Origin of the sequence: Shewanella sp. Arc9-LZ (genome assembly GCF_010092445.1) — a bacterium.
GTDB lineage: Bacteria > Pseudomonadota > Gammaproteobacteria > Enterobacterales > Shewanellaceae > Shewanella.
In genome coordinates, this window is record NZ_CP048031.1 from 2,263,677 (window position 1) to 2,283,366 (window position 19,690).

Genomic DNA, 19,690 nt, shown 5'->3' on the forward strand with positions numbered 1-19,690 from the left:
ATGCGTATAAATAACCAAATATGCATAAATAACGCTAAAAATGTGAATACAATGCATATTTACCAAGGGTGAACTATTTGTTTAATCTGTTCGTAATTTGTAAGCAAAAGTAAAACAACTTGATGTGGATTTATTGCTAAGTACAATCACATTAAATAGAAAATCAAATATATAATTCATGCAACCTTTGATGGTTACGGACTCGAAATGAAAAAGATAATCGTACTGATCGCCATAGTGCTAGCTGCACTGTCGGCTTACTATTTACTGTCTCCTAAAGAAGCGATAGTTCAACGTCCAAGACCCATACCTAATGTTGTGGTTGCCAAGGTGGCGATTATGCCTATTCGTGATGAAGTCGAAGCATTGGGTACGGGTAAAGCCTATGAGTCTATTATCGTTACATCCAAAATCACTGAAATTGTCACTAGTATTAATTTCAACGATGGCGATTTAGTTGAAAAAGGGGCGTTATTAGTACAACTGAGAAATGATGAACATAAAGCAAAAGTAGCCGTAACCGAAATTAAGTTAGTTGAAAATCTACGTGAATTAGATCGTATTCGTACATTGGTCACCAGCAAAACGATTGCTGAATTAGAGCGTGACCGCTTACAAAGTTTAATTGATACCACTCGTGCAGAAGTTGCGCAGGCTAAAGCTGCGCTAGAAGACCGCGCAATTAAAGCACCATTTTCAGGTAAATTAGGTTTACGCCAAGTGAGTGTGGGTAGCTTAGTGACCCCAGGTGAGCAAATTAGTACCCTAGACGATGTGAGTAAAATTAAATTAGATTTTTCTGTGCCAGAGCGTTTTATTCAAGAATTACAACCAGGCAAACTCGTTGAAGCCAAAGCGGTTGCGTATCCCGACCAGATATTTAAAGGCGTTGTTACTTCGATTGATAGCCGCGTTAACCCAGATACTCGAGCGGTAGTGGTACGCGCGGTAATGCCTAATGATGATTTTAAGATACTGCCCGGCATGTTGATGAAAGTGCGCCTTATTAAGCAAAGTCGTGAAGCATTACTATTACCTGAAGCCGCAATTATTCCTATTCAAAATAAGCATTTTGTTTATGTAGTAAATGATGAAAATGTTGTTGAACAGCAGCAGGTAACTTTAGGCAGCCGGACTCGTGGCTGGGTTGAAATAACCGACGGGCTTAAGGTTGATCAACAAGTGATTATTCGCGGTATTTTAAAAGTTCGACCAGGAGATAAAGTTCAAGTTGAGCAAGCCGAAAACTTTAAGTTTGCGCAAGTAGAAGGCATGGAGACGTCAGCATGATATTAACTGACTTATCGGTTAAACGGCCTGTTTTTGCATCTGTTATTAGTATCTTATTGATTGTTTTAGGCTTGGTATCATTCGATAAATTACCCTTGCGGGAATATCCAAATATCGATCCGCCAATTGTGTCGGTCGAGACCAGTTACCGTGGCGCCAGTGCTTCTGTGGTTGAAAGTCGAATCACTCAACTTATCGAAGATAGGATAAGTGGTGTTGAAGGCATCCGTCATATAAGTTCGTCAAGCAGTGATGGCCGTTCAAGCGTTACCATTGAATTTGATATTAATCGAGATATCGAAGCCGCGACCAATGATGTTCGTGATCGTATTTCAGGTTTATTAGAACAGCTTCCTGAAGAAGCTGATGCTCCCTCAATTTACAAAGCTAACGGCAGTGATGAAGTCATTATGTGGCTCAATTTGGTGTCCGACCAAATGGATATCTTGCAGCTGACTGATTACGCAAATCGTTATTTAGTGGATAGATTTTCAGTTATCGATGGCGTGTCAACGTTACGTTTAGGTGGCGGCAAAGTGTATGCGCTGCGAATTTGGATCGATCGCCAAGCATTAGCATCGCGCAACCTAACGGTATCTGATGTCGAAGCTGCATTACGTTCTGAAAACGTTGAGTTACCAGCGGGTTCTATTGAATCCAAAGAACGTCATTTTACCGTGCGTCTGGACAGGGTATTTAAAACGGCGGAAGATTTTTCTAACTTGGTGATCATGCAGGGCGATGATGGTTATTTAGTTAAATTAAGCGATGTTGCCAAGGTAGAAATCGGCTCCGAGGAAGAGCGGATTATTTTCCGAGGTAACAAAGAGGCAATGATTGGTTTAGGGGTCAGTAAGCAATCTACCGCTAACACCCTTGAAGTGGCACGCGCTGCTAATGCGTTGGTAGACAAACTTAACCCCACATTGCCAGCAGGCATGGAGATTAAACGCTCATACGACAGCTCGGTGTTTATTGAAGCTTCTATTGATGAGGTTTATCAAACACTGTTTATCGCCATGGTGTTAGTGATTATTGTTATTTACTTGTTTTTAGGCTCGGTGAGGGCGATGTTAATTCCAGCCATCACTGTGCCCGTATCCTTAATGGGGACGTTTATAGTGCTATATGCACTAGGGTATACCATCAACTTACTGACCCTATTAGCGATGATCCTGGCGATTGGTATGGTGGTTGATGATGCCATTGTGATGTTAGAGAATATTCATCGACGGATTGAAGAAGGTGATTCTCCGCTTAAAGCAGCCTTTCTAGGTGCGCGTGAAGTGGGTTTTGCCATCGTGGCAACGACTTTGGTACTGGTAGCTGTATTTATGCCTATTACCTTCTTAGAGGGCGATTTAGGCAAGCTGTTTAAAGAATTTGCTGTCACCATGAGTGCGGCTGTGATTTTTTCCAGTATTGTGGCGTTAACATTAAGTCCGATGATGTGCTCAAAGTTATTAAAGCCTGCAACACAAGATCCTTGGCTGGTTAAACAAATCGATAAAATGATGAGCAAGATATCGGGCTGGTATTTGATAAGCTTGCAAGCAGGGGTTAAGCGACCTGTATTAGTGTCATTAATCGTATTAATCTCGTTTGCATTAAGTGGTTTTTTATTGAATAAAATTCCTCAAGAATTTGCTCCACAAGAAGACCGTGGCTCGATGTTTTTAATGGTCAATGGACCTCAAGGTGCCAGCTTTGAATACATCGAAAAATACATGGATGAAGTTGAAGGCCGCTTAATGCCTTTGGTTGAAAGTGGCGATATTAAGCGCTTATTGATCCGCGCTCCTCGTGGCTTTGGCACCGCATCAGACTTTTCTAACGGTATGGCTATTATCGTTTTGGAAGATTGGGCTGAACGTCGCAGTGCCAATGAAATTATTGTCGATATCCGTAATCGTCTATCAGATTTAGCCGGTATTCGTGCATTCCCGATAATGCGCCAAGCCTTTGGTCGCGGTGTGGGTAAACCAGTGCAGTTTGTGATTGGTGGCCCAAGCTACGAAGAACTGGCTGATTGGCGTGACATTATGCTCGAGAAAGCCAAAGAAAATCATAAACTCATTGGTTTAGATCACGATTACCAAGAAACCAAGCCTCAGTTAAGAGTGGTGATTGACCGTGAACGTGCAGCAGATTTAGGGGTATCAATTGCGCATATTGGCCGAACATTAGAGTCGATGCTTGGATCGCGCTTGGTGACAACCTTTATGCGCGATGGTGAAGAGTATGATGTGATTGTCGAAGGTAATCGTGACAATCAAAGTACTGCTACGGATATGCAGAATCTTTACGTTCGTTCGGATCGTTCGCAAGAACTGATCCCGTTATCGAACTTAGTCTCGATTGAAGAGTTTGCCGATGCCAGCTCGTTAAATCGTTACAATCGTATGCGTGCTATTACCTTAGAGGCCAATTTGGCCGATGATTATACTCTGGGTGAAGCGTTAGATTATCTCAATGATCTTGCTACAACTTATTTGCCTGCAGAAGCGGTGATAAGTTATAAAGGGCCATCGTTAGATTACCAAGAGTCGGGTAACTCGATGAACTTTGTGTTCTTACTCGCATTAGGTATTGTATTTTTAGTGCTTGCAGCTCAGTTTGAAAGCTATATTCATCCTATGGTGATCATGTTAACCGTTCCGTTAGCAACGTTAGGGGCGTTAATTGGGTTATGGTTTACCGGCCAGAGTATTAATATTTACAGTCAAATTGGCATTATCATGCTGGTTGGTTTGGCGGCTAAAAACGGTATTTTAATCGTTGAGTTTGCCAATCAATTACGAGACCGTGGTGTTGAATTTCAACAAGCAATTTTGCAGGCTTCGACTCAACGATTACGACCTATTCTAATGACCGGTATTACGACTGCGGCAGGGGCTATTCCATTAGTGTTATCCAGTGGTGCAGGGGCTGAAACTCGTTTTGTTATTGGAGTCGTGGTGTTATCAGGCATTTTACTGGCAACCTTCTTTACCTTAATCGTTATTCCTGTTGCTTATAGCTTGTTTGCTCGTAATAGTAGCTCACCAGAAGCGGTCGCTAAGCAGTTAGAGATAGAGTTAAAAGAAGGCTAATCACGTTCAACATTGATTCGTTATCCTTGATTCGTAATCACTGATACAACCTGAAATCAGGATATATAAAAAAGCCAGTCATTGAAGTGACTGGCTTTTTTGTTTCAATTATTTACGAGGAGCAAACTTGGCTTTATCGAGGCATTTAAACTGAAAACGGAATGGTAGCGCTGGAGTTAATTACTAATGGAATACGTATTATTATGCCGTTTCATCTAGCAGTGCAAAGTTCAAAGTTCAAAGTGCAAAGTACCGTTTAGCCAACTACCTAAGGGCGCAGAATAAGGCAGGTCGCTGTAGCGGTAGCGAGTAACTTACCTGCTTCAGTGGTTAAAGTGCCTTCAGATATGCCTAACGATTTTGATAAGTTCATTAAGCTCCCTTTGGCGATCAATCGCTGGTTTTGTGGCACAGGCCGAACCATTTTAATGTTCAAATCAATGGTTGAATAACTGACACCTGCTGGGAGTGATGAATGAACCGCGCAGGCTGTTACTGTGTCCATGACTGTCGCTGCAAAGCCACCGTGTACGCCGCCCATCGGGTTTAAATGACGATCATCTGCATGGGCTTCAAACGTTACTGCGCCTTCACTGACCTCGATAGCTTTCATCGGTATGGTTTGCGTTATTGACGGGGCAGGTATGTCGCCATTAAGCATGGCTTGCATCAGTTGTAATCCGGTGAGTTGTTTCATTATTATCCTTGAGCGATAGCATCAATTTTTAGCGATAAAAAAGGGTAAAGCTTGCGCTTTACCCTTTTTATTTTAGGTTTTAACCTAGCAGCTAGGCTGCTTTTTCTTGCTTAGCTTTAGGTGCTAGTTGCGCACGAAGCTCATCGGTATCGAAATCATCAACGTTAATTGATTTTAAGCGACCAATTTCAGCTCGTTCAAGTAAAGCGATTTCGCTGTCGCTTAACACACCAAGCGCTTTACCTTCAGCAGCAACTTTATCTAACCACATAAATGGCAGACGCTTACCCGCAGCTTTACAGACTTTGTCGTACAGTGGCTCTGCGGCAAGGATATCTTTAAACGTTTGTTCTTGGATACCTACAGCATTGAACTCAGATGCAGTCCAGAACTGGCCTTTACCTAAACGGTCACGACTAGCACAAGGAGTTTGCATTATCTTAGCCACTTTGTGATCTAATACATCACTAGGGCGCTTAATTGGACGACCGAATGGGAAGATAACGGCGCGAAGTGCAATGCCTAAACCCATTGGGAAGTTGTTCAGTAAGTCATCTAACGAATCTTGTAACTTGTACAACGAATCTTCAACAGCCCATTGAACTAAAGGTAAATCTTCAGTTAAACGACCATCATCTTCATAACGTTTTAGCGTTGCAGAAGTCAGGTATAGCTGGCTCAATAAATCACCTAAACGAGCAGAAATACGTTCTTTACGTTTTAGGTTTCCACCCAGTGTAGCCATCGCTAAGTCAGATAATAATGCTAAGTTAGCACTGAAACGGTTCATCTGTTGATAGTAACGCTTGGTTTTATCTGAGTAAGGGCTATTCGAGAAACGAGATGAGGTTATGCCCATCCAGAAGCTACGAATGAAGTTAGACGTTGCAAAGCCAATATGACCAAAGATAGCCGCGTCGAAGTTAGCTAAACCACGATTTGCATCAGTATCAAAAGCTGACTCCATTTCGGCCAATACATACGGATGACAGCGAATTGCGCCTTGTCCATAAATGATCATTGAGCGAGTTAGAATATTTGCACCTTCTACAGTAATCGCAATCGGTGCAGCTTGATAGCCACGGCCTAAGTAGTTATTCGGCCCTAGACACACACCTTTACCACCGTGTATGTCCATTGCATCAATGATACATTTTTGCATTCTATCGGTTAAATGGAATTTAACGATAGCTGAAACAACCGATGGCTTTTCGCCTAAATCGATAGCAGTAGTGGTTAATGTTGCCACTGCATCCATAAGGTAAGCATTACCGCCTATACGTGCCATTGGCTCTTCGATGCCTTCTAACTTACCGATAGGTAATTTAAATTGACGACGAATACGTGCATAAGCACCCGTAGCAACAGCGGCAGTTTTAACGCCACCAGCTGAGTTTGACGGTAAGGTAATACCACGACCTACAGATAGACACTCAACCAACATTCTCCAACCTTGGCCTGCCATTTCTGGGCCACCAATAATGAAGCTTAGTGGTACGAACACTTCGTTACCGCGTGTTGGACCATTTTGGAACATACAGTTCAATGGGAAATGACGACGTCCGGTTTCAACACCTGGAATGTCAGTAGGGATAAGTGCACAAGTAATGCCTAGTTCTTCTTTATCACCTAATAAGTGATCAGGGTCGCGTAGTTTAAACGCTAGACCAAGTACAGTAGCAACAGGTGCTAAAGTAATGTAGCGCTTGTTCCACGTTAGCTTCATACCAAGAACTTCTTCGCCTTGGAATTCACCTTTACATACCACGCCGAAATCTGGGATTGAGCCAGCATCACTGCCTGCTTCAGGGCTAGTGAGTGCAAAACATGGCACTTCTAAACCTTGAGCTAAACGGGGTAGATAATGATCTTGCTGCTCTTTAGTACCATAGTGCTGTAATAACTCACCAGGGCCTAACGAGTTAGGAACACCCACTGTTGAGGCAAGTTCGCTACTCACACCAGCAAGTTTTTGTAATACACAAGATTGAGCATAAGCAGAATATTCTAAACCGCCATACTTCTTCTTAATGATCATCGCGAAGAAACCGTTATCTTTTAAGAATTGCCATACATCTTGTGGCAAGTCACCTAGCACATGCGACACTTCGTGTTGATTGAGCATTTTACATACTTCTTCAACCGGTCCGTCTATGAATGCTTGCTCATCAGCAGTTAAACGCGCTTTAGGATAGTTGTGTAATTTGCTCCAGTTAGGGTTACCTGCAAATAAATCTGCTTCCCACCACGTTGTACCTGCTTCAATGGCTTCTTTTTCAGTAGAAGACATCTCTGGCATGATACCGCGATACACTTTTATCAGTGGACGACTGATAAAATTCTGTCTGAATGATTTGATGTTTAGTGGCAGAGCAATGACAAGGAAAACAATCCATGTTATTACACTAATAATGTCCAAAGTGCTACCGACAACTAACACAATCGCCGCAGCAATTGTTGTAGATAATAACGATACCCGCAGGTATGCCATGGCGCCGAGCACAAAGATCATCGCGATGATCCAAAGTAGGGTGGTCAATGTACTTCTCCTTAAAGCTATTTATGTAGACAAAATAGCTTATTTATTATTGATCTCATTCACAAGAATGAACGTGGTCAGACCTGTGTCACGTAAAAGTTAACCTTATGGGGCCTCGAATACAAGTGTTTTTCAAACAATTGTTTAAATATTTGTGTGTCTGAAATGTTCCACTCAATTAGCTTAGTAGTTACAATACGTTCTTCAAAAGTGTTTAGCTCAATATAGCAACATAAAAGGCAAGGCTAATGTGTGAATTACTGGCGATGAGTGCCAATGTGCCAACGGATATTGTTTTTAGTTTTACCGGCTTAGCTGAACGCGGTGGCGTTACTGGTCCTCATGTTGATGGCTGGGGAATTACTTTCTATGAAGGTAAAGGTAACCGTACTTTTAAAGATGCTTGTCCTAGCAGTAAGTCACATATTGCCGAACTTATTAAGTCATATCCGATTAAAAGTGAAATCGTGATAAGTCATATTCGCCAAGCTAATCGAGGTTGTGTGTCCTTGGTCAATACTCACCCATTTAGTCGTGAGCTATGGGGCCGTTATTGGACTTATGCGCACAATGGCCAATTAACCGATTATCAATCCACTTTTTCAGTGTCACGTTTTCAGCCTGTTGGCGATACTGACAGTGAACTGGCTTTTTGCTGGATATTGGAATCAGTGGTTAATAAGTTTGGAGAGTATGAACCTGAAAACATGAATGAAGTGTTTCAGTATATAAGCCTGCTCGCAGATGAAATAAGACAATTAGGTGTGTTTAATATGTTGTTGAGCAATGGCATAGACTTAATGACCTATTGCACTAACAACCTATGTCACATCACTCGCCGTGCTCCATTTGGACAAGCTACCTTGATTGATACCAATGTAGTTATCGATTTTAGTCAAGAAACCACGCCAAATGACGTGGTGACTGTGATTGCGACTAGACCATTAACCAATAATGAAAATTGGGTTGTTTTACAACCAGGTGAGTGGAAGTTATTCCGTAAAGGCGAGTTAATCAACAGCTAGCTGTTTTATTTCATCTAATTCAGACTCACTAATGCCAGCGTCATTTTCAGCTTCAGAGACTAGTTCATCCACAGTAGTTGAAGCTTCAGGCTTAGGACCGTCGATGACGACGGGCGTCATGGGAGGCAATGGTTTTTCGAATTGGTAGCTGGCTAGCTGAATATCGAGCTGTTTGCTGCCTTTTGAAAAGTGGCTTAAACGAACGGGTAGGTAAGCTAAATCAGGCGCCATCCAGAAAAATGTTTGTCTTTTGGTACTGTCACGCACCACTTCAACTTTGACGGTATCGTAAGTACCACTTTTTATGGTGACTTTTTCTTTGCCTATGACTCTAAATTGATAGTCATCGACTTCTTTTTCTTTAACCATTTTATAATCTAATGGTCGTATGTTGGCTGCGAGATCCATTCTGAATTGTAATTGAACCATTAACGGATCAAACACCTTTTCTTCATATGGTAGCTTTAATGCTTCTTGCTTATAAATGGTATGAATAAATTTCTGTGCTTTAGCAAAAGCAGTCTGTTCAGTGTAATCACTGCCAGTACCAGTGCGTTCTTGTATGTATCGAAATGGCACTAATTTACCATTTTCAAGGGTGAATTCGCTGGTAAGATGACGTTGATCAGACAGCATTAATAAACTGACATCGCTGTCGAAATGATAGCTGTAAAAACCGCTGTCGGTAGCGGGTAAACGATAATTTGCTTCACCTAGTTCGAAGCTGCCATAAAACACATTATATTTAGCACTGTGGGCTGTTAATGGCGATAAGATAGCAGCTTGTTGGATTGCATCTAATGAAGCCGGGACATTAATTTGCTCGAGTTTTTCTGCAATCACAGCCGTTTCTGACACAGCCAATTTAGCCGTAGACTCAGTATCTGCAGTGAGTTGTTGAATGTCAGTTGCCTGTGCGAAAAACACCGGACAGGTGGACAACATCAGAGTGAATAAGCGAGTTAATTTATTGACCAATGTATAATTACCTTAAAGTTTAGAATTCTGAATAAGCTAAGATTAAAATGGTAATGTCATTACCAGGGTGGCTAGATCGGGTTTCCATTGATATTGAGACAACGAAACCTTGCCTATGTTCACTGTGATACCTTCTAATCTTAATAATTCTTGCTGTGTTTGAAAAGGTTCGGTATTTTTTGCAAAGGAAATCTTACCTTGACTATTGATAACCCTATGCCATGGGAGCCCAAGTGTTTCAGGCGCTAATTTCAATGCTCTAGAGACATAACGTGCTCGACCAGGTAACCCTGCTAAATCAGCAACAATTCCATAAGGTAGCACAGTGCCTTGAGGGATAATATTTACAATAAACCATATTCGCTCCATTGGCGTCAGTTTAGTCATGTGCTCCCATATAACGTCTTCAAGCTGAGTTTAGTGGTGTATTAGCAACAGATAATAGAAAAATTGCGGCCATAGTACAACCGTAATTTTATGAGATATGATTTTACGTTTAACAGTTATAAAACGGTGAGATAAATACATAAAAAATGGCTGAATGCGCCACCAAGTACAAAAAAATGCCAAATGGCATGATTAAACGGAATGCGTTTTCCAACATAAAAAATCACCCCTAGACTATAAAATAAACCGCCAGCAAGCAGTAAGCTTAAGCCTAAATCGCTCATGTGAGTTTTTAAATCGCCCATTACAGTGACGCATAACCAACCCATTACTAAATAAAGCACTACGCTAAATGCTTTAAAGCGACCGATAAACAATGTTTTAAAGATAACCCCGCCCAAAGCTAAAGACCAAATAGCAGTAAGTACCACCGTGGCTTGTGTGCTTTGTAAACTGATTAGCATCATTGGCGTGTATGTGCCGGCAATTAACGTGTAAATAGCACAGTGATCTGCCATTTTATAGCGTTTACGCCACAGTGCACTTTTACTTGAGTGATATAATGTAGAGGCAAGAAACAATGCGATTATGCTAATGCCATAAATTGCCACACCAGTAATTTGCACTAAGGTTAAATGATCGGGGGCTTTTATCAGCATTAACATTAAGCCGATGATGCCAGCAATAACACCTAATGCATGTGAAAGGGCATTAGCTTTTTCTTCTGCTTGGCAGTAATCTGATCCGCTCGATACCGCAACTGTTTGCTGAGATGCCAAAGTGTTTGATAATGAATTCATAATATCCTGTAAATCACGCTGATTGGATTTTGAGCAAGGTTAGTCTATCAGCCTCAAAACCAAATAGCTATATTTAGGTGAACACGTGTAAGCTGAAAATATTGTTCACATTTGGGTTACTGATAATTTTATTTTAACGTTTGATTGGGTAAACGTTTATTAATCCTATTCAAACATTAACAGCACAAATAAGGTGCTACTCAATGACGTTGTTGACGTTATACTTAGCCCATCATTCTTGGTGAATTAGTCTTTATGTCTGAAAAAAAACCACAGTCCAGTTCGCTTCAATCTGCGATAACCAATAGCGCTGATCCACGTTGGGATAACAAACTATCACAGCAAGTTGATAGTGCGAGTATTGACAGTGCGAGTATTGAATTTGATAAAGGCGTGACACCTTTTGTTGAGACAGAAGATGAAGTGGTAGATGAAAAACAATTACAACATCATCAACAACAAGTCGCTGATGAAATTCAGTTGCAGTTAACTGGCGCGATGGGATCCGTATCAGATAATAGTGAACTTTTATTGCAGCCCAATCAACCAATCATTAGTGGTAATGCTTGGCAACGTTTTGTGGTTTCAGTGAGTAACAGTCGTTACACCACATTGGTCGTGATTTTAATACATGTGTTCGTTATCACTATCGCGTTGATATTTGGCCGAGTTGATATCAGTGGTATGACAGAAGTCCCGGTGACTGATGAACAGACAACAAAACCATTACCTCCGTTAAAAAGTTATCTTATTACTCAAGCTGAATACGATAAGTTAGTTGAACGAGCTCAATCAAATACAGCAATCCAAGATATTGAATCTGAATCAGAAAAAGTTCCTGAATCAGGGATGTCTAAGGAAATGGATGGGCCAGAGATTGAGTCTGAGTCAGCAGAGCCTATAATAAATTAATTGCACATACTGTTTGTCCAGTATGTGCAATTAGTATGTGTAATCAGCGTTAAAATAAACACCGTTTGCGTGTAGCGTTAAGGTAAATTGTGGTATTTGAAGCGGTGGGCAATCGTTGACCAGCATAACGCACACAAGATGCCACAAATGAGACCCACCAGATGTGATTCAGTGGCAACTCTGGCATTAATTAACTGGGTGATACTGTTTGTCGCGCCAAATATCTGCTCGTATCCAACCTTAATGATAACACCAAGCAACAGTAAATAACCTGAACGGTAACCCTTGTGGATATCCATTACCGCACCAAAAGCAAATAATCCATGCAACAAACCACTTAACCCAACATAGGCTTTTAAACTAGGATAAAACAAATATAAACCAATACCTTCCAAGATACACAAACTGATAAACAGCAATGTAAATTTGCCTGGATGACGCTTGTAATGGACTTCATGTAAAAACACAATTACCCATAATCCTGCCAAATTCATCAGTAAATGCCATAAATTAGTATGTAACAGGTTACCGGTGATTAATCGCCATATTTGTCCATCAGTAATGGCGTCATATTGATAACTTAAATACTGATCAATGGGCAAAAATGCAGGCGTTGGTATATCTGCCGCAAAAAGCCCAATACAAATAAGGCTGATGGCAACGACAAAGTGATAAAGTCCAACAGTGTTTGATTTATGATTTAGCAAAATATCCTCTTTTCGCACCGTCAAAACAAGCCAATTTAATTTATCTAAAGACACTAAACTTAACTGTAGCGCAAAATTAACGCATGGCGTTAACCTGTGTGCCTGTAGGTGTCGTCATCAAAATAGCGCGCCGCCGAGTTGCATTAATCCGTTACGGTTAGTGACAGCATGTTATCGATACTATTATAGCTTACTGTTTAATGAGTCCATCACTGATTGACTATTTTGCAAGTAATCATCTAGGCCACGTTGACGTAATACACAAGCGGGGCAATCACCACAACCTTTACCAATAATGCCGTTATAGCAAGTTAACGTTTGATGTTGCACTAAAGCTAATTGCTGATATTTATCAGCCAGCGCCCAGGTTTCAGCTTTATTAAGCCACATTAATGGAGTAATTATCTTGAGGGGTTTATCCATTCCTAGCGCTAATGAGTTTTGCATTGATTGAACAAATTCATTACGACAATCTGGATAGCCAGAAAAGTCGGTCTCACACACGCCTGTAATAATAGCATCGCAACCCAATTGATAAGCGTAGATGCCTGCTAAGGTTAAAAATAAAATATTACGTCCAGGCACAAAAGTATTCGGCAAGCCATTATTCATCAACTCATGTGATACCGGTATAGCATCACGTGTTAATGCTGAAATGGCTAACTCGTTTAATAAGGTGGTGTCCATGACTTTATGGCTAGCTAGTTTCAACTCTGTTGCTAAAGATTTTGCCACTTCGATTTCTTGACGATGGCGTTGACCATAATCAAATGTGATCCCATGCACTTCATCATATTGAGATAAAGCCTGGATAAGGCAAGTAGTTGAATCTTGACCGCCACTGAAAACAACAAGGGCTTTAGTTGGGGTGTTTTGCTTTGCATCTGACATGGATATACTCTTAACGTACTGAACTGACTCGTAAGATCGGTGTGATCAACGCCTAGTGGTTCAGGTAAATAGAACTGATATGTTACCTAAGCCAGACCCAACTGCAAAGCTGTAGGTGTAAATACTTGCAGCTAACGCTAAAATACTCTATAAATGCCGCCCCGTTATAAGCCAGGTAGCCAATACTTGTCAGCAGAAGTAAGGTAAACAATGAAATATCCCGTTAACGAAGTATTTGAAACAATACAAGGTGAGGGCACATATACTGGTGTTCCTGCACTGTTCGTTCGCTTGCAGGGTTGTCCTGTAGGTTGTGCATGGTGTGATACTAAGCAAACGTGGGATGTGTTACCCGAAAATAAAGTGACTGCCGAGCAAGTGATTCAAGTTGATGGCACTATCGGCAGATGGGCTGTTCATACTGGTCACACATTAGTGCAAGCATTCCAAGATAAAGGCTTTACTGCTAAGCACATTGTGCTAACTGGTGGTGAGCCGTGTTTGTACGATTTAACAGAATTAACCACGATTTTTATTGAATCTGGTTATCAGGTACAAATAGAAAGCAGTGGTACTTTTGAGGTGAAATGTCATACAGATGTTTGGGTGACTGTATCACCTAAAATCAATATGAAAGGTGGCTACAAGGTACTCGAACAAGCATTAAATCGTGCTAATGAAATTAAGCATCCGATCGCCACTGAACACCATATTGAAGAGTTAGATGAATTATTGCTGAATATTGATGTCACTGATAAAACCATTTGCTTACAACCTATTAGCCAAAAGGCGCGCGCAACAGAACTTGCCATGAAGATGTGTATTAGCCGTAACTGGCGTTTATCGATTCAAACACATAAATATCTGAATATTGATTAAATGTGTTTTTTAGAGCTAATGATGACCACACACAGTATTTAAGCAAAAAGCCGTTGAATCTATATTCAACGGCTTTTTAATTTCAACAGGTTAACCAAGTAAACCAGATTGATTAAACGCGATGAGTTTTTCTCGGTAGTGTTCGAAACAGCCTATATTGTCTTCTATCCATTGCGGGTTGTAATAGGTATCGAGATAGCGCTCACCCGCATCACAAATTAAGGTCACAATGGAGCCTGTTTGACCTTCATTACGCATTTGTGTTGCCAGCAACAACGCCCCATATAAGTTAGTACCAGTAGATGCACCCGTTTTACGCCCTATGAGTTGTTCTAACCACTGAATCGTTGCGATAGAGGCGGCATCAGGGATCTTAATCATGCAGTCAACAACACCAGCAATAAATGACGGTTCAACACGTGGCCGACCAATTCCTTCTATTTTACTGCTCTTATCGCTAATAATGCTCGCATCACCACTGTGAAAGTAATCGTAGAATACCGAGTTTTCCGGATCGACTACGCACAGTTGCGTTTGTTGCTGTTGATAACGAATATAGCGACCAATAGTTGCGCTAGTGCCACCGGTACCTGGACTCATGACAATCCAACTTGGAATAGGATGAGGCTCTTTTTCCATTTGGTTAAAGATTGAATCAGCAATATTGTTATTACCCCGCCAATCGGTGGCGCGTTCAGCATAAGTGAATTGGTCCATATAATGGCCTTGCAACTCAGCGGCTAATTTTTCTGATTCAGCATACATTTGGCTACCATTATCGACAAAATGACATCGCGCACCATAAAATTCAATTTGTTGAATCTTCTTTTTAGCAGTCGTTTTTGGCATGACAGCGATAAACGGTAATCCAAGTAATCTTGCAAAATAGGCTTCAGAAACAGCGGTACTGCCAGATGAAGATTCAATAATGGGCGTGTCTTTTTTTATCCAGCCATTACATAACGCATATAGAAACAGTGATCGAGCTAAGCGATGTTTCAAGCTACCTGTTGGATGAGTACTTTCATCTTTTAAATAAATGTCTATTCCAACAAGTTGTGGAAGATCTAATTTTATTAGATGGGTGTCTGCAGACCGTTGAAAATCGGCTTCTATTTTTGCGATGGCCTGATTGACCCAAGTAGATGACATGCAATGATACTCGTTATTCCAAAAAGGAATAAATAATAACTAAAATATAAAGTTAAGAGTAGTGTTTATCGACATAAGCAAACATATTTAATTAAAAATAGCAGACGAAAGACAGTAGCGGAGAATCAACAGATGACAGCACGAGGTAATACAGAAAATAATTAGGTAAGGAATATCAATAAATTGTAACACTGAGATAAGGTAAAACAGAAAGTATTAACGAGACAAGAATGACAGGAGGAATGATTCTAGCACTTGATCTGATGGTGTTTTTATTGTTATCTGCATTAAAATACAATTAACTATCGCAAAATGTAAAATGGTGGAGGGAGAAGGATTCGAACCTTCGAAGGCTGAGCCGTCAGATTTACAGTCTGATCCCTTTGGCCACTCGGGAACCCCTCCACAGCAAGATAAATAGGAATAAAAGAAAGATGGTGGAGGGAGAAGGATTCGAACCTTCGAAGGCTGAGCCGTCAGATTTACAGTCTGATCCCTTTGGCCACTCGGGAACCCCTCCACATATTTTCTTTTTTTCTTACTCTCTTTTTACATTCTAACTCTTTACATCTTTAACACTTTTAGATTTGAACTTTGAAGCAACGCAAATGGTGGAGGGAGAAGGATTCGAACCTTCGAAGGCTGAGCCGTCAGATTTACAGTCTGATCCCTTTGGCCACTCGGGAACCCCTCCTCAATTGCGGTCGCCATAGTAGTCAGAAACCTTTTATATGTAAAGTGGATAATTGAATATTTTACTAAAGTTTATGACTGTTTGGTCGATAAAATAGCATCGAGCAGTGGTAGTGATGTTTTTATATGCAAATTGAGTCAACATTAGTCAATGAGTTACAAATAGGGAGCCGATTAAACGTTGCGATTGAAAACAATCGTCGCGGTGAATTTGGTTTGCTATTGGCTATGTTGTCAGTTGATGCTCGCGATATGGCTCAATTTCAGTTAGATAATGATGTAGAAAGCACACAAAAACTGCGACAACAATTTTCTGTACCTCAACCCCAGTTATTAGTAGATGATATTTCTATTCACCCAGACACTATTGATAACGCGATGTTATTTCAGCAGCAAGGCGCACGGCAGTTTCAACTACAACAAGCATTGACACCTGAAGCGCTAGTGATAAGAGGCGCTCAATCTGATGCGATGGTTGAAGTATTAAGTAACTGTGATTACTTAACTAAGCATAAAGCGATTAATGCTTACCAACAACACACCCCATTAGAAGATATGCATTTTTTAGAACAACTCAGCACGCAACGTAAAATATCTAATACGTTATCTTTACAACTGGCTTAACTGCTGAGATTTCAGGCTAAAATCCTGAGACTATCATTTAATTTTGATAATTGTGAGCATGGCAAATAAAAGCTTGCCAAAACTCAGTTATATTTGCCATTTGACGTGGTTCAAACAGATGGGGTGACATAATGATTAAGCAAATTAAACAGCAGCAAGGAAATGTCAGTGACAGTTGTACTGAATGCGGCAGTTATGTAGATATTGGCGCTGTTGTGGAAGCAGAAGATACGTTATTACTGCTTAGCTTTGTAGGAGACGATGCCTTATTGCAAGCTCAATCTATGCTGCAAGTGGCTCAAGATCGTTTTCCTGAAACTAAAGCGGACATTATTGATGAAGATAGCACTATTTCTTTGAAGCTTGATTTTGCGTTCAGCGTAGAGAAAATGATTTTTCAACTTGAAAATCAACTGTAGATTTCAGTCGTTTGTATTAGAAATATACACTGTCATATAATTGATGTTAAACACATTTTGTGGGAGTGGGTTTAGCGTGTCAACAATCCAAATAAAGCGTAACAATATATTAGTAAAGGATTGCTGTTTTTGAGTATCGCGTGTAATCTGCTTTACATAACAAAAAGGTATAGTAGCGCATGATAATGTAACGTTATTCATACCTTTAACGCGAACTTCACTCCCTATGTATTATTGTAACATTATCACTCTAATTCTGATTTTCAGAACTAATAATAACAAGTGTACTGATTAATAATGTAAAAATTTAGGGTTATGAAGCCATTTTTCGGGATGTAAATGAATCGAAAAGAGCAACAGCACTTATTGGAATTAATTGTAAATTCCAGTGCTAAACAACAAGGTGATTTCTCAAAAACTGCAGAGTTAGTGTGTCAACTGCTGCGTGAGTATTTCGCTGCGTCATTTGTATCCGTGTGGACTCTCGTAAGTCAATCTGCGAATGATGATTTTACTGCTGATGATGAAGACAATTTTACTTGTGAGCATACTCTAGTAGCCAGTAAGATTGATGAAACATTGAGTCATTTATCTCACCTGAGACACATCACAATAGATCCTCAATATTTTAATGAATTACGATCTCACCGTTATATTTTATCCTCTGATAACTCGCACATAAATCTCGTTGAAACATTTTCAGATTACTACCAACATCATAACATTGTCACCAGTATCGATATTGCCATCCGAATTAATGGACATATTGAAGGTGTGTTATCGGTTGAAAGCTGTGAAAAGGTTAATTGGATAAAATCTGATATTCAGTTTGCTATTCAATGTGCTGACCAATTAGCTTTGACGCTAGCGACTCGTTATACCTATGATAGCAATGAACAAATTTACTTATTGCGCAATGCAACCGAGCAATCCGAACATGTCGTGATGCTGGTGAATACCGATAGTCTAATCATCGAGTATGTTAATAGTGCCCATGAGAAAATGACTGGGTTGCCACGGGAAACTGTTGAGCACCATAGTGCATCGAGTCTCGATATTTTTAGACATAGCCCACAATTACTTGACCATGTAATCAGTAAATTACGTAATAGTGAGATTGTTAAAGGTAACCTTAAGCTCGCGCGGATTGATGGCAGTGAATATTGGTTAAATTACCATATTACCCCGTTTGTAACGGAGCAGGGTAAGCATTATGCGTTAGTGTCTAGTTATGATAATTCGGCAGAATATTTACACAAAGCGGAATTAGAGCGTTTAGCATGGCATTGTTCTTTGACAGGCTTGCACAATCGTAGTCATTTTACTCCTCAATTAGATCGTGCCACTGCTGGGATACTGATTCTGATTGATTTATTAGGCTTCAAGCGCTTTAACGATACCCATGGTCATGTTCAAGGCGATAGCCTCTTAATCGAAATCGCACGGCGCTTAAAACACTTTGCTGTATCTGTTAATGCTATTGATGTTGCCAGAATAGGTAGCGATGAATTTGCTGTGTTATTGCCACCCATGCACTCTGAGACCGATGTCGAACAAATGATCAGCCGGTTATATATGAACCTAGCTGCGCCATCGGTTATCTCGCGTGAGAAAGTTGAGCCAAAACCGGCGCTTGCAGTGGTTGATATTAAGTCTGTTGTTGGGATGTTTGCCCCGTTATCTTGTGCCGATATTACCTTACAACATGCTAAAAAGAAAAATGGTGCACATTACCAGTTTTTTAATGAAGCACTACTTGAAACGTTTACCACCAACGCTGAAATAGAGCGTGATTTACATAGTGCTATTCGTGGTCGAGAATTTGAGTTGTATTATCAACCCTTAATGGACTTACAACATAATCAGTATATTGGCGCTGAAGCATTAATTCGTTGGAATCACCCTAAAAAAGGCGTGTTATATCCAGGTGCGTTTATCGAAATCGCAGAACAAACCGGGTTGATTAACCAAATTGGCGAATGGGTATTAGAAACGGCCTGTAAGCAACTGAATTTATGGCAGCATAAAAACGTCAATATTACGATGCATGTGAATGTTGCTGCGAGGCAATTTTTTAGTGGCAACTTGTACGAACAAGTTTGGCGCTTAATCACCCGTTATCGTATCAAGCCTAAAACGTTAATTCTTGAAATCACTGAAACTGAACTCATGGGTGACATTCGATATGCTATCAATCTATGCCATGAGTTGGCAGAGTTAGGCGTCGGTTTAGCGATTGATGACTTTGGGACGGGTTACAGTTCAATGAAGTACTTAAAGCAATTTCCGATATCTAAATTAAAAATTGATCGCTCGTTTATCATGGATATATCTTCTAGCCACGAAAGTCGTGAGATTGTCAGTGCGATTATCGCGATGGCAAAAGCATTGAATATTTCGTTAACTGCTGAAGGGGTTGAAACTAAAGAGCAAGAGGAGTTTTTAACATTAAGTGCTTGTCATCATGCACAAGGATTTTTGTATAGCCCTGCAATCCGTGTTAATGATTTTGCTTTGTTTATTAATGCCCATGAGTCTAAACCGCAGAAGTTAGTATTAATGAGCAATTCATTGGTTTAGTCAGCGTATTCCTTGTTGTGCGAAT

At 40.4% G+C, this 19,690-nt stretch carries 16 protein-coding genes and 3 tRNA genes; 8 read left to right on the forward strand and 11 right to left on the reverse strand.

Annotated features, from left to right (window positions below):
• The first annotated feature begins 207 nt into the window (after positions 1–207).
• Together GUY17_RS09780 and GUY17_RS09785 are read left to right on the forward strand one after the other, a co-directional pair.
• The gene (locus GUY17_RS09780) at positions 208–1,290 is read left to right on the forward strand and encodes an efflux RND transporter periplasmic adaptor subunit (protein WP_162023018.1); all 1,083 of its coding nucleotides are present in this window, start codon (positions 208–210) and stop codon (positions 1,288–1,290) included.
• The gene (locus GUY17_RS09785) at positions 1,287–4,382 is read left to right on the forward strand and encodes an efflux RND transporter permease subunit (protein WP_162023019.1); all 3,096 of its coding nucleotides are present in this window, start codon (positions 1,287–1,289) and stop codon (positions 4,380–4,382) included. The genes GUY17_RS09780 and GUY17_RS09785 overlap by 4 nt, the downstream gene beginning before the upstream one ends.
• Before the next feature lie 268 nt (positions 4,383–4,650).
• On the opposite strand, the gene GUY17_RS09790 is transcribed toward GUY17_RS09785, so the two are convergent.
• The gene (locus GUY17_RS09790; protein ID WP_208062823.1) at positions 4,651–5,085 is read right to left on the reverse strand and encodes a PaaI family thioesterase; all 435 of its coding nucleotides are present in this window, start codon (positions 5,083–5,085) and stop codon (positions 4,651–4,653) included.
• Between the two features lie 85 nt (positions 5,086–5,170).
• The gene (gene fadE / locus GUY17_RS09795; protein ID WP_162023021.1) at positions 5,171–7,618 is read right to left on the reverse strand and encodes an acyl-CoA dehydrogenase FadE; all 2,448 of its coding nucleotides are present in this window, start codon (positions 7,616–7,618) and stop codon (positions 5,171–5,173) included.
• Between the two features lie 248 nt (positions 7,619–7,866).
• On the opposite strand from fadE, the gene GUY17_RS09800 reads away from it, so the two are divergent.
• Positions 7,867–8,643 carry a class II glutamine amidotransferase gene (locus GUY17_RS09800; RefSeq protein ID WP_101088409.1) on the forward strand — a complete coding sequence of 259 codons (777 nt, stop codon included), beginning with the start codon at positions 7,867–7,869 and terminating at the stop codon, positions 8,641–8,643.
• Here GUY17_RS09800 and GUY17_RS09805 read toward each other — a convergent pair.
• The 3 genes from GUY17_RS09805 to GUY17_RS09815 all read right to left on the reverse strand — a co-directional run bounded on the left by GUY17_RS09805 (position 8,629) and on the right by GUY17_RS09815 (position 10,808).
• Positions 8,629–9,588, reverse strand: a complete 960-nt coding sequence (locus tag GUY17_RS09805; protein WP_162024333.1) for a DUF3108 domain-containing protein — start codon at positions 9,586–9,588, stop codon at positions 8,629–8,631. The genes GUY17_RS09800 and GUY17_RS09805 overlap by 15 nt on opposite strands.
• Positions 9,589–9,663: 75 nt before the next feature.
• Positions 9,664–10,008, reverse strand: a complete 345-nt coding sequence (locus GUY17_RS09810) for an MGMT family protein (RefSeq protein WP_101088408.1) — start codon at positions 10,006–10,008, stop codon at positions 9,664–9,666.
• Between the two features lie 116 nt (positions 10,009–10,124).
• On the reverse strand, positions 10,125–10,808 hold the full coding sequence (locus tag GUY17_RS09815) for a hemolysin III family protein (protein WP_101088407.1): 684 nt from the start codon (positions 10,806–10,808) through the stop codon (positions 10,125–10,127).
• A 255-nt stretch (positions 10,809–11,063) separates the two neighbouring features.
• Here GUY17_RS09815 and GUY17_RS09820 point away from each other — a divergent pair, with 255 nt between their 5' ends.
• Positions 11,064–11,720 (forward strand): hypothetical protein, encoded by a 657-nt coding sequence (locus tag GUY17_RS09820; RefSeq protein ID WP_162023022.1) that lies wholly within the window; start codon positions 11,064–11,066, stop codon positions 11,718–11,720.
• A gap of 77 nt (positions 11,721–11,797) precedes the next feature.
• Here the strand turns inward: GUY17_RS09820 and rrtA are convergent, their stop codons facing one another.
• Both rrtA and queC read right to left on the reverse strand, forming a co-directional pair.
• A complete protein-coding gene (gene rrtA / locus GUY17_RS09825; RefSeq protein ID WP_101088405.1) occupies positions 11,798–12,427 on the reverse strand; it encodes a rhombosortase in 630 nt (209 codons plus the stop codon).
• Between the two features lie 183 nt (positions 12,428–12,610).
• Positions 12,611–13,318: a 7-cyano-7-deazaguanine synthase QueC gene (gene queC / locus GUY17_RS09830; RefSeq protein WP_162023023.1), complete on the reverse strand. Its 708-nt coding sequence runs from the start codon at positions 13,316–13,318 to the stop codon at positions 12,611–12,613.
• Positions 13,319–13,528: 210 nt separating this feature from the next.
• Here queC and queE point away from each other — a divergent pair, with 210 nt between their 5' ends.
• Positions 13,529–14,197: a 7-carboxy-7-deazaguanine synthase QueE gene (gene queE, locus GUY17_RS09835; protein ID WP_162023024.1), complete on the forward strand. Its 669-nt coding sequence runs from the start codon at positions 13,529–13,531 to the stop codon at positions 14,195–14,197.
• Positions 14,198–14,287: 90 nt separating this feature from the next.
• Here queE and GUY17_RS09840 read toward each other — a convergent pair whose 3' ends face one another.
• From GUY17_RS09840 to GUY17_RS09855, 4 genes are all read right to left on the reverse strand, one after another.
• Entirely contained in the window at positions 14,288–15,349 is a 1,062-nt protein-coding gene (locus tag GUY17_RS09840) for a PLP-dependent cysteine synthase family protein (protein WP_162023025.1), read from the reverse strand.
• A gap of 320 nt (positions 15,350–15,669) precedes the next feature.
• Positions 15,670–15,754, reverse strand: a tRNA-Tyr gene (locus tag GUY17_RS09845).
• Between the two features lie 30 nt (positions 15,755–15,784).
• Positions 15,785–15,869, reverse strand: a tRNA-Tyr gene (locus tag GUY17_RS09850).
• A gap of 89 nt (positions 15,870–15,958) precedes the next feature.
• Positions 15,959–16,043: transfer RNA gene (locus GUY17_RS09855), tRNA-Tyr, on the reverse strand.
• A gap of 125 nt (positions 16,044–16,168) precedes the next feature.
• On the opposite strand from GUY17_RS09855, the gene GUY17_RS09860 reads away from it, so the two are divergent.
• The 3 genes from GUY17_RS09860 to GUY17_RS09870 all read left to right on the forward strand — a co-directional run bounded on the left by GUY17_RS09860 (position 16,169) and on the right by GUY17_RS09870 (position 19,665).
• A complete protein-coding gene (locus GUY17_RS09860; protein ID WP_101088401.1) occupies positions 16,169–16,666 on the forward strand; it encodes a VC2046/SO_2500 family protein in 498 nt (165 codons plus the stop codon).
• A gap of 131 nt (positions 16,667–16,797) precedes the next feature.
• Complete coding sequence (locus GUY17_RS09865; protein ID WP_162023026.1) at positions 16,798–17,085, forward strand: DUF406 family protein; 288 nt, start codon at positions 16,798–16,800, stop codon at positions 17,083–17,085.
• 339 nt (positions 17,086–17,424) lie between these two features.
• Positions 17,425–19,665 carry an EAL domain-containing protein gene (locus tag GUY17_RS09870; RefSeq protein ID WP_162023027.1) on the forward strand — a complete coding sequence of 747 codons (2,241 nt, stop codon included), beginning with the start codon at positions 17,425–17,427 and terminating at the stop codon, positions 19,663–19,665.
• The last annotated feature ends 25 nt before the right edge of the window (positions 19,666–19,690 follow it).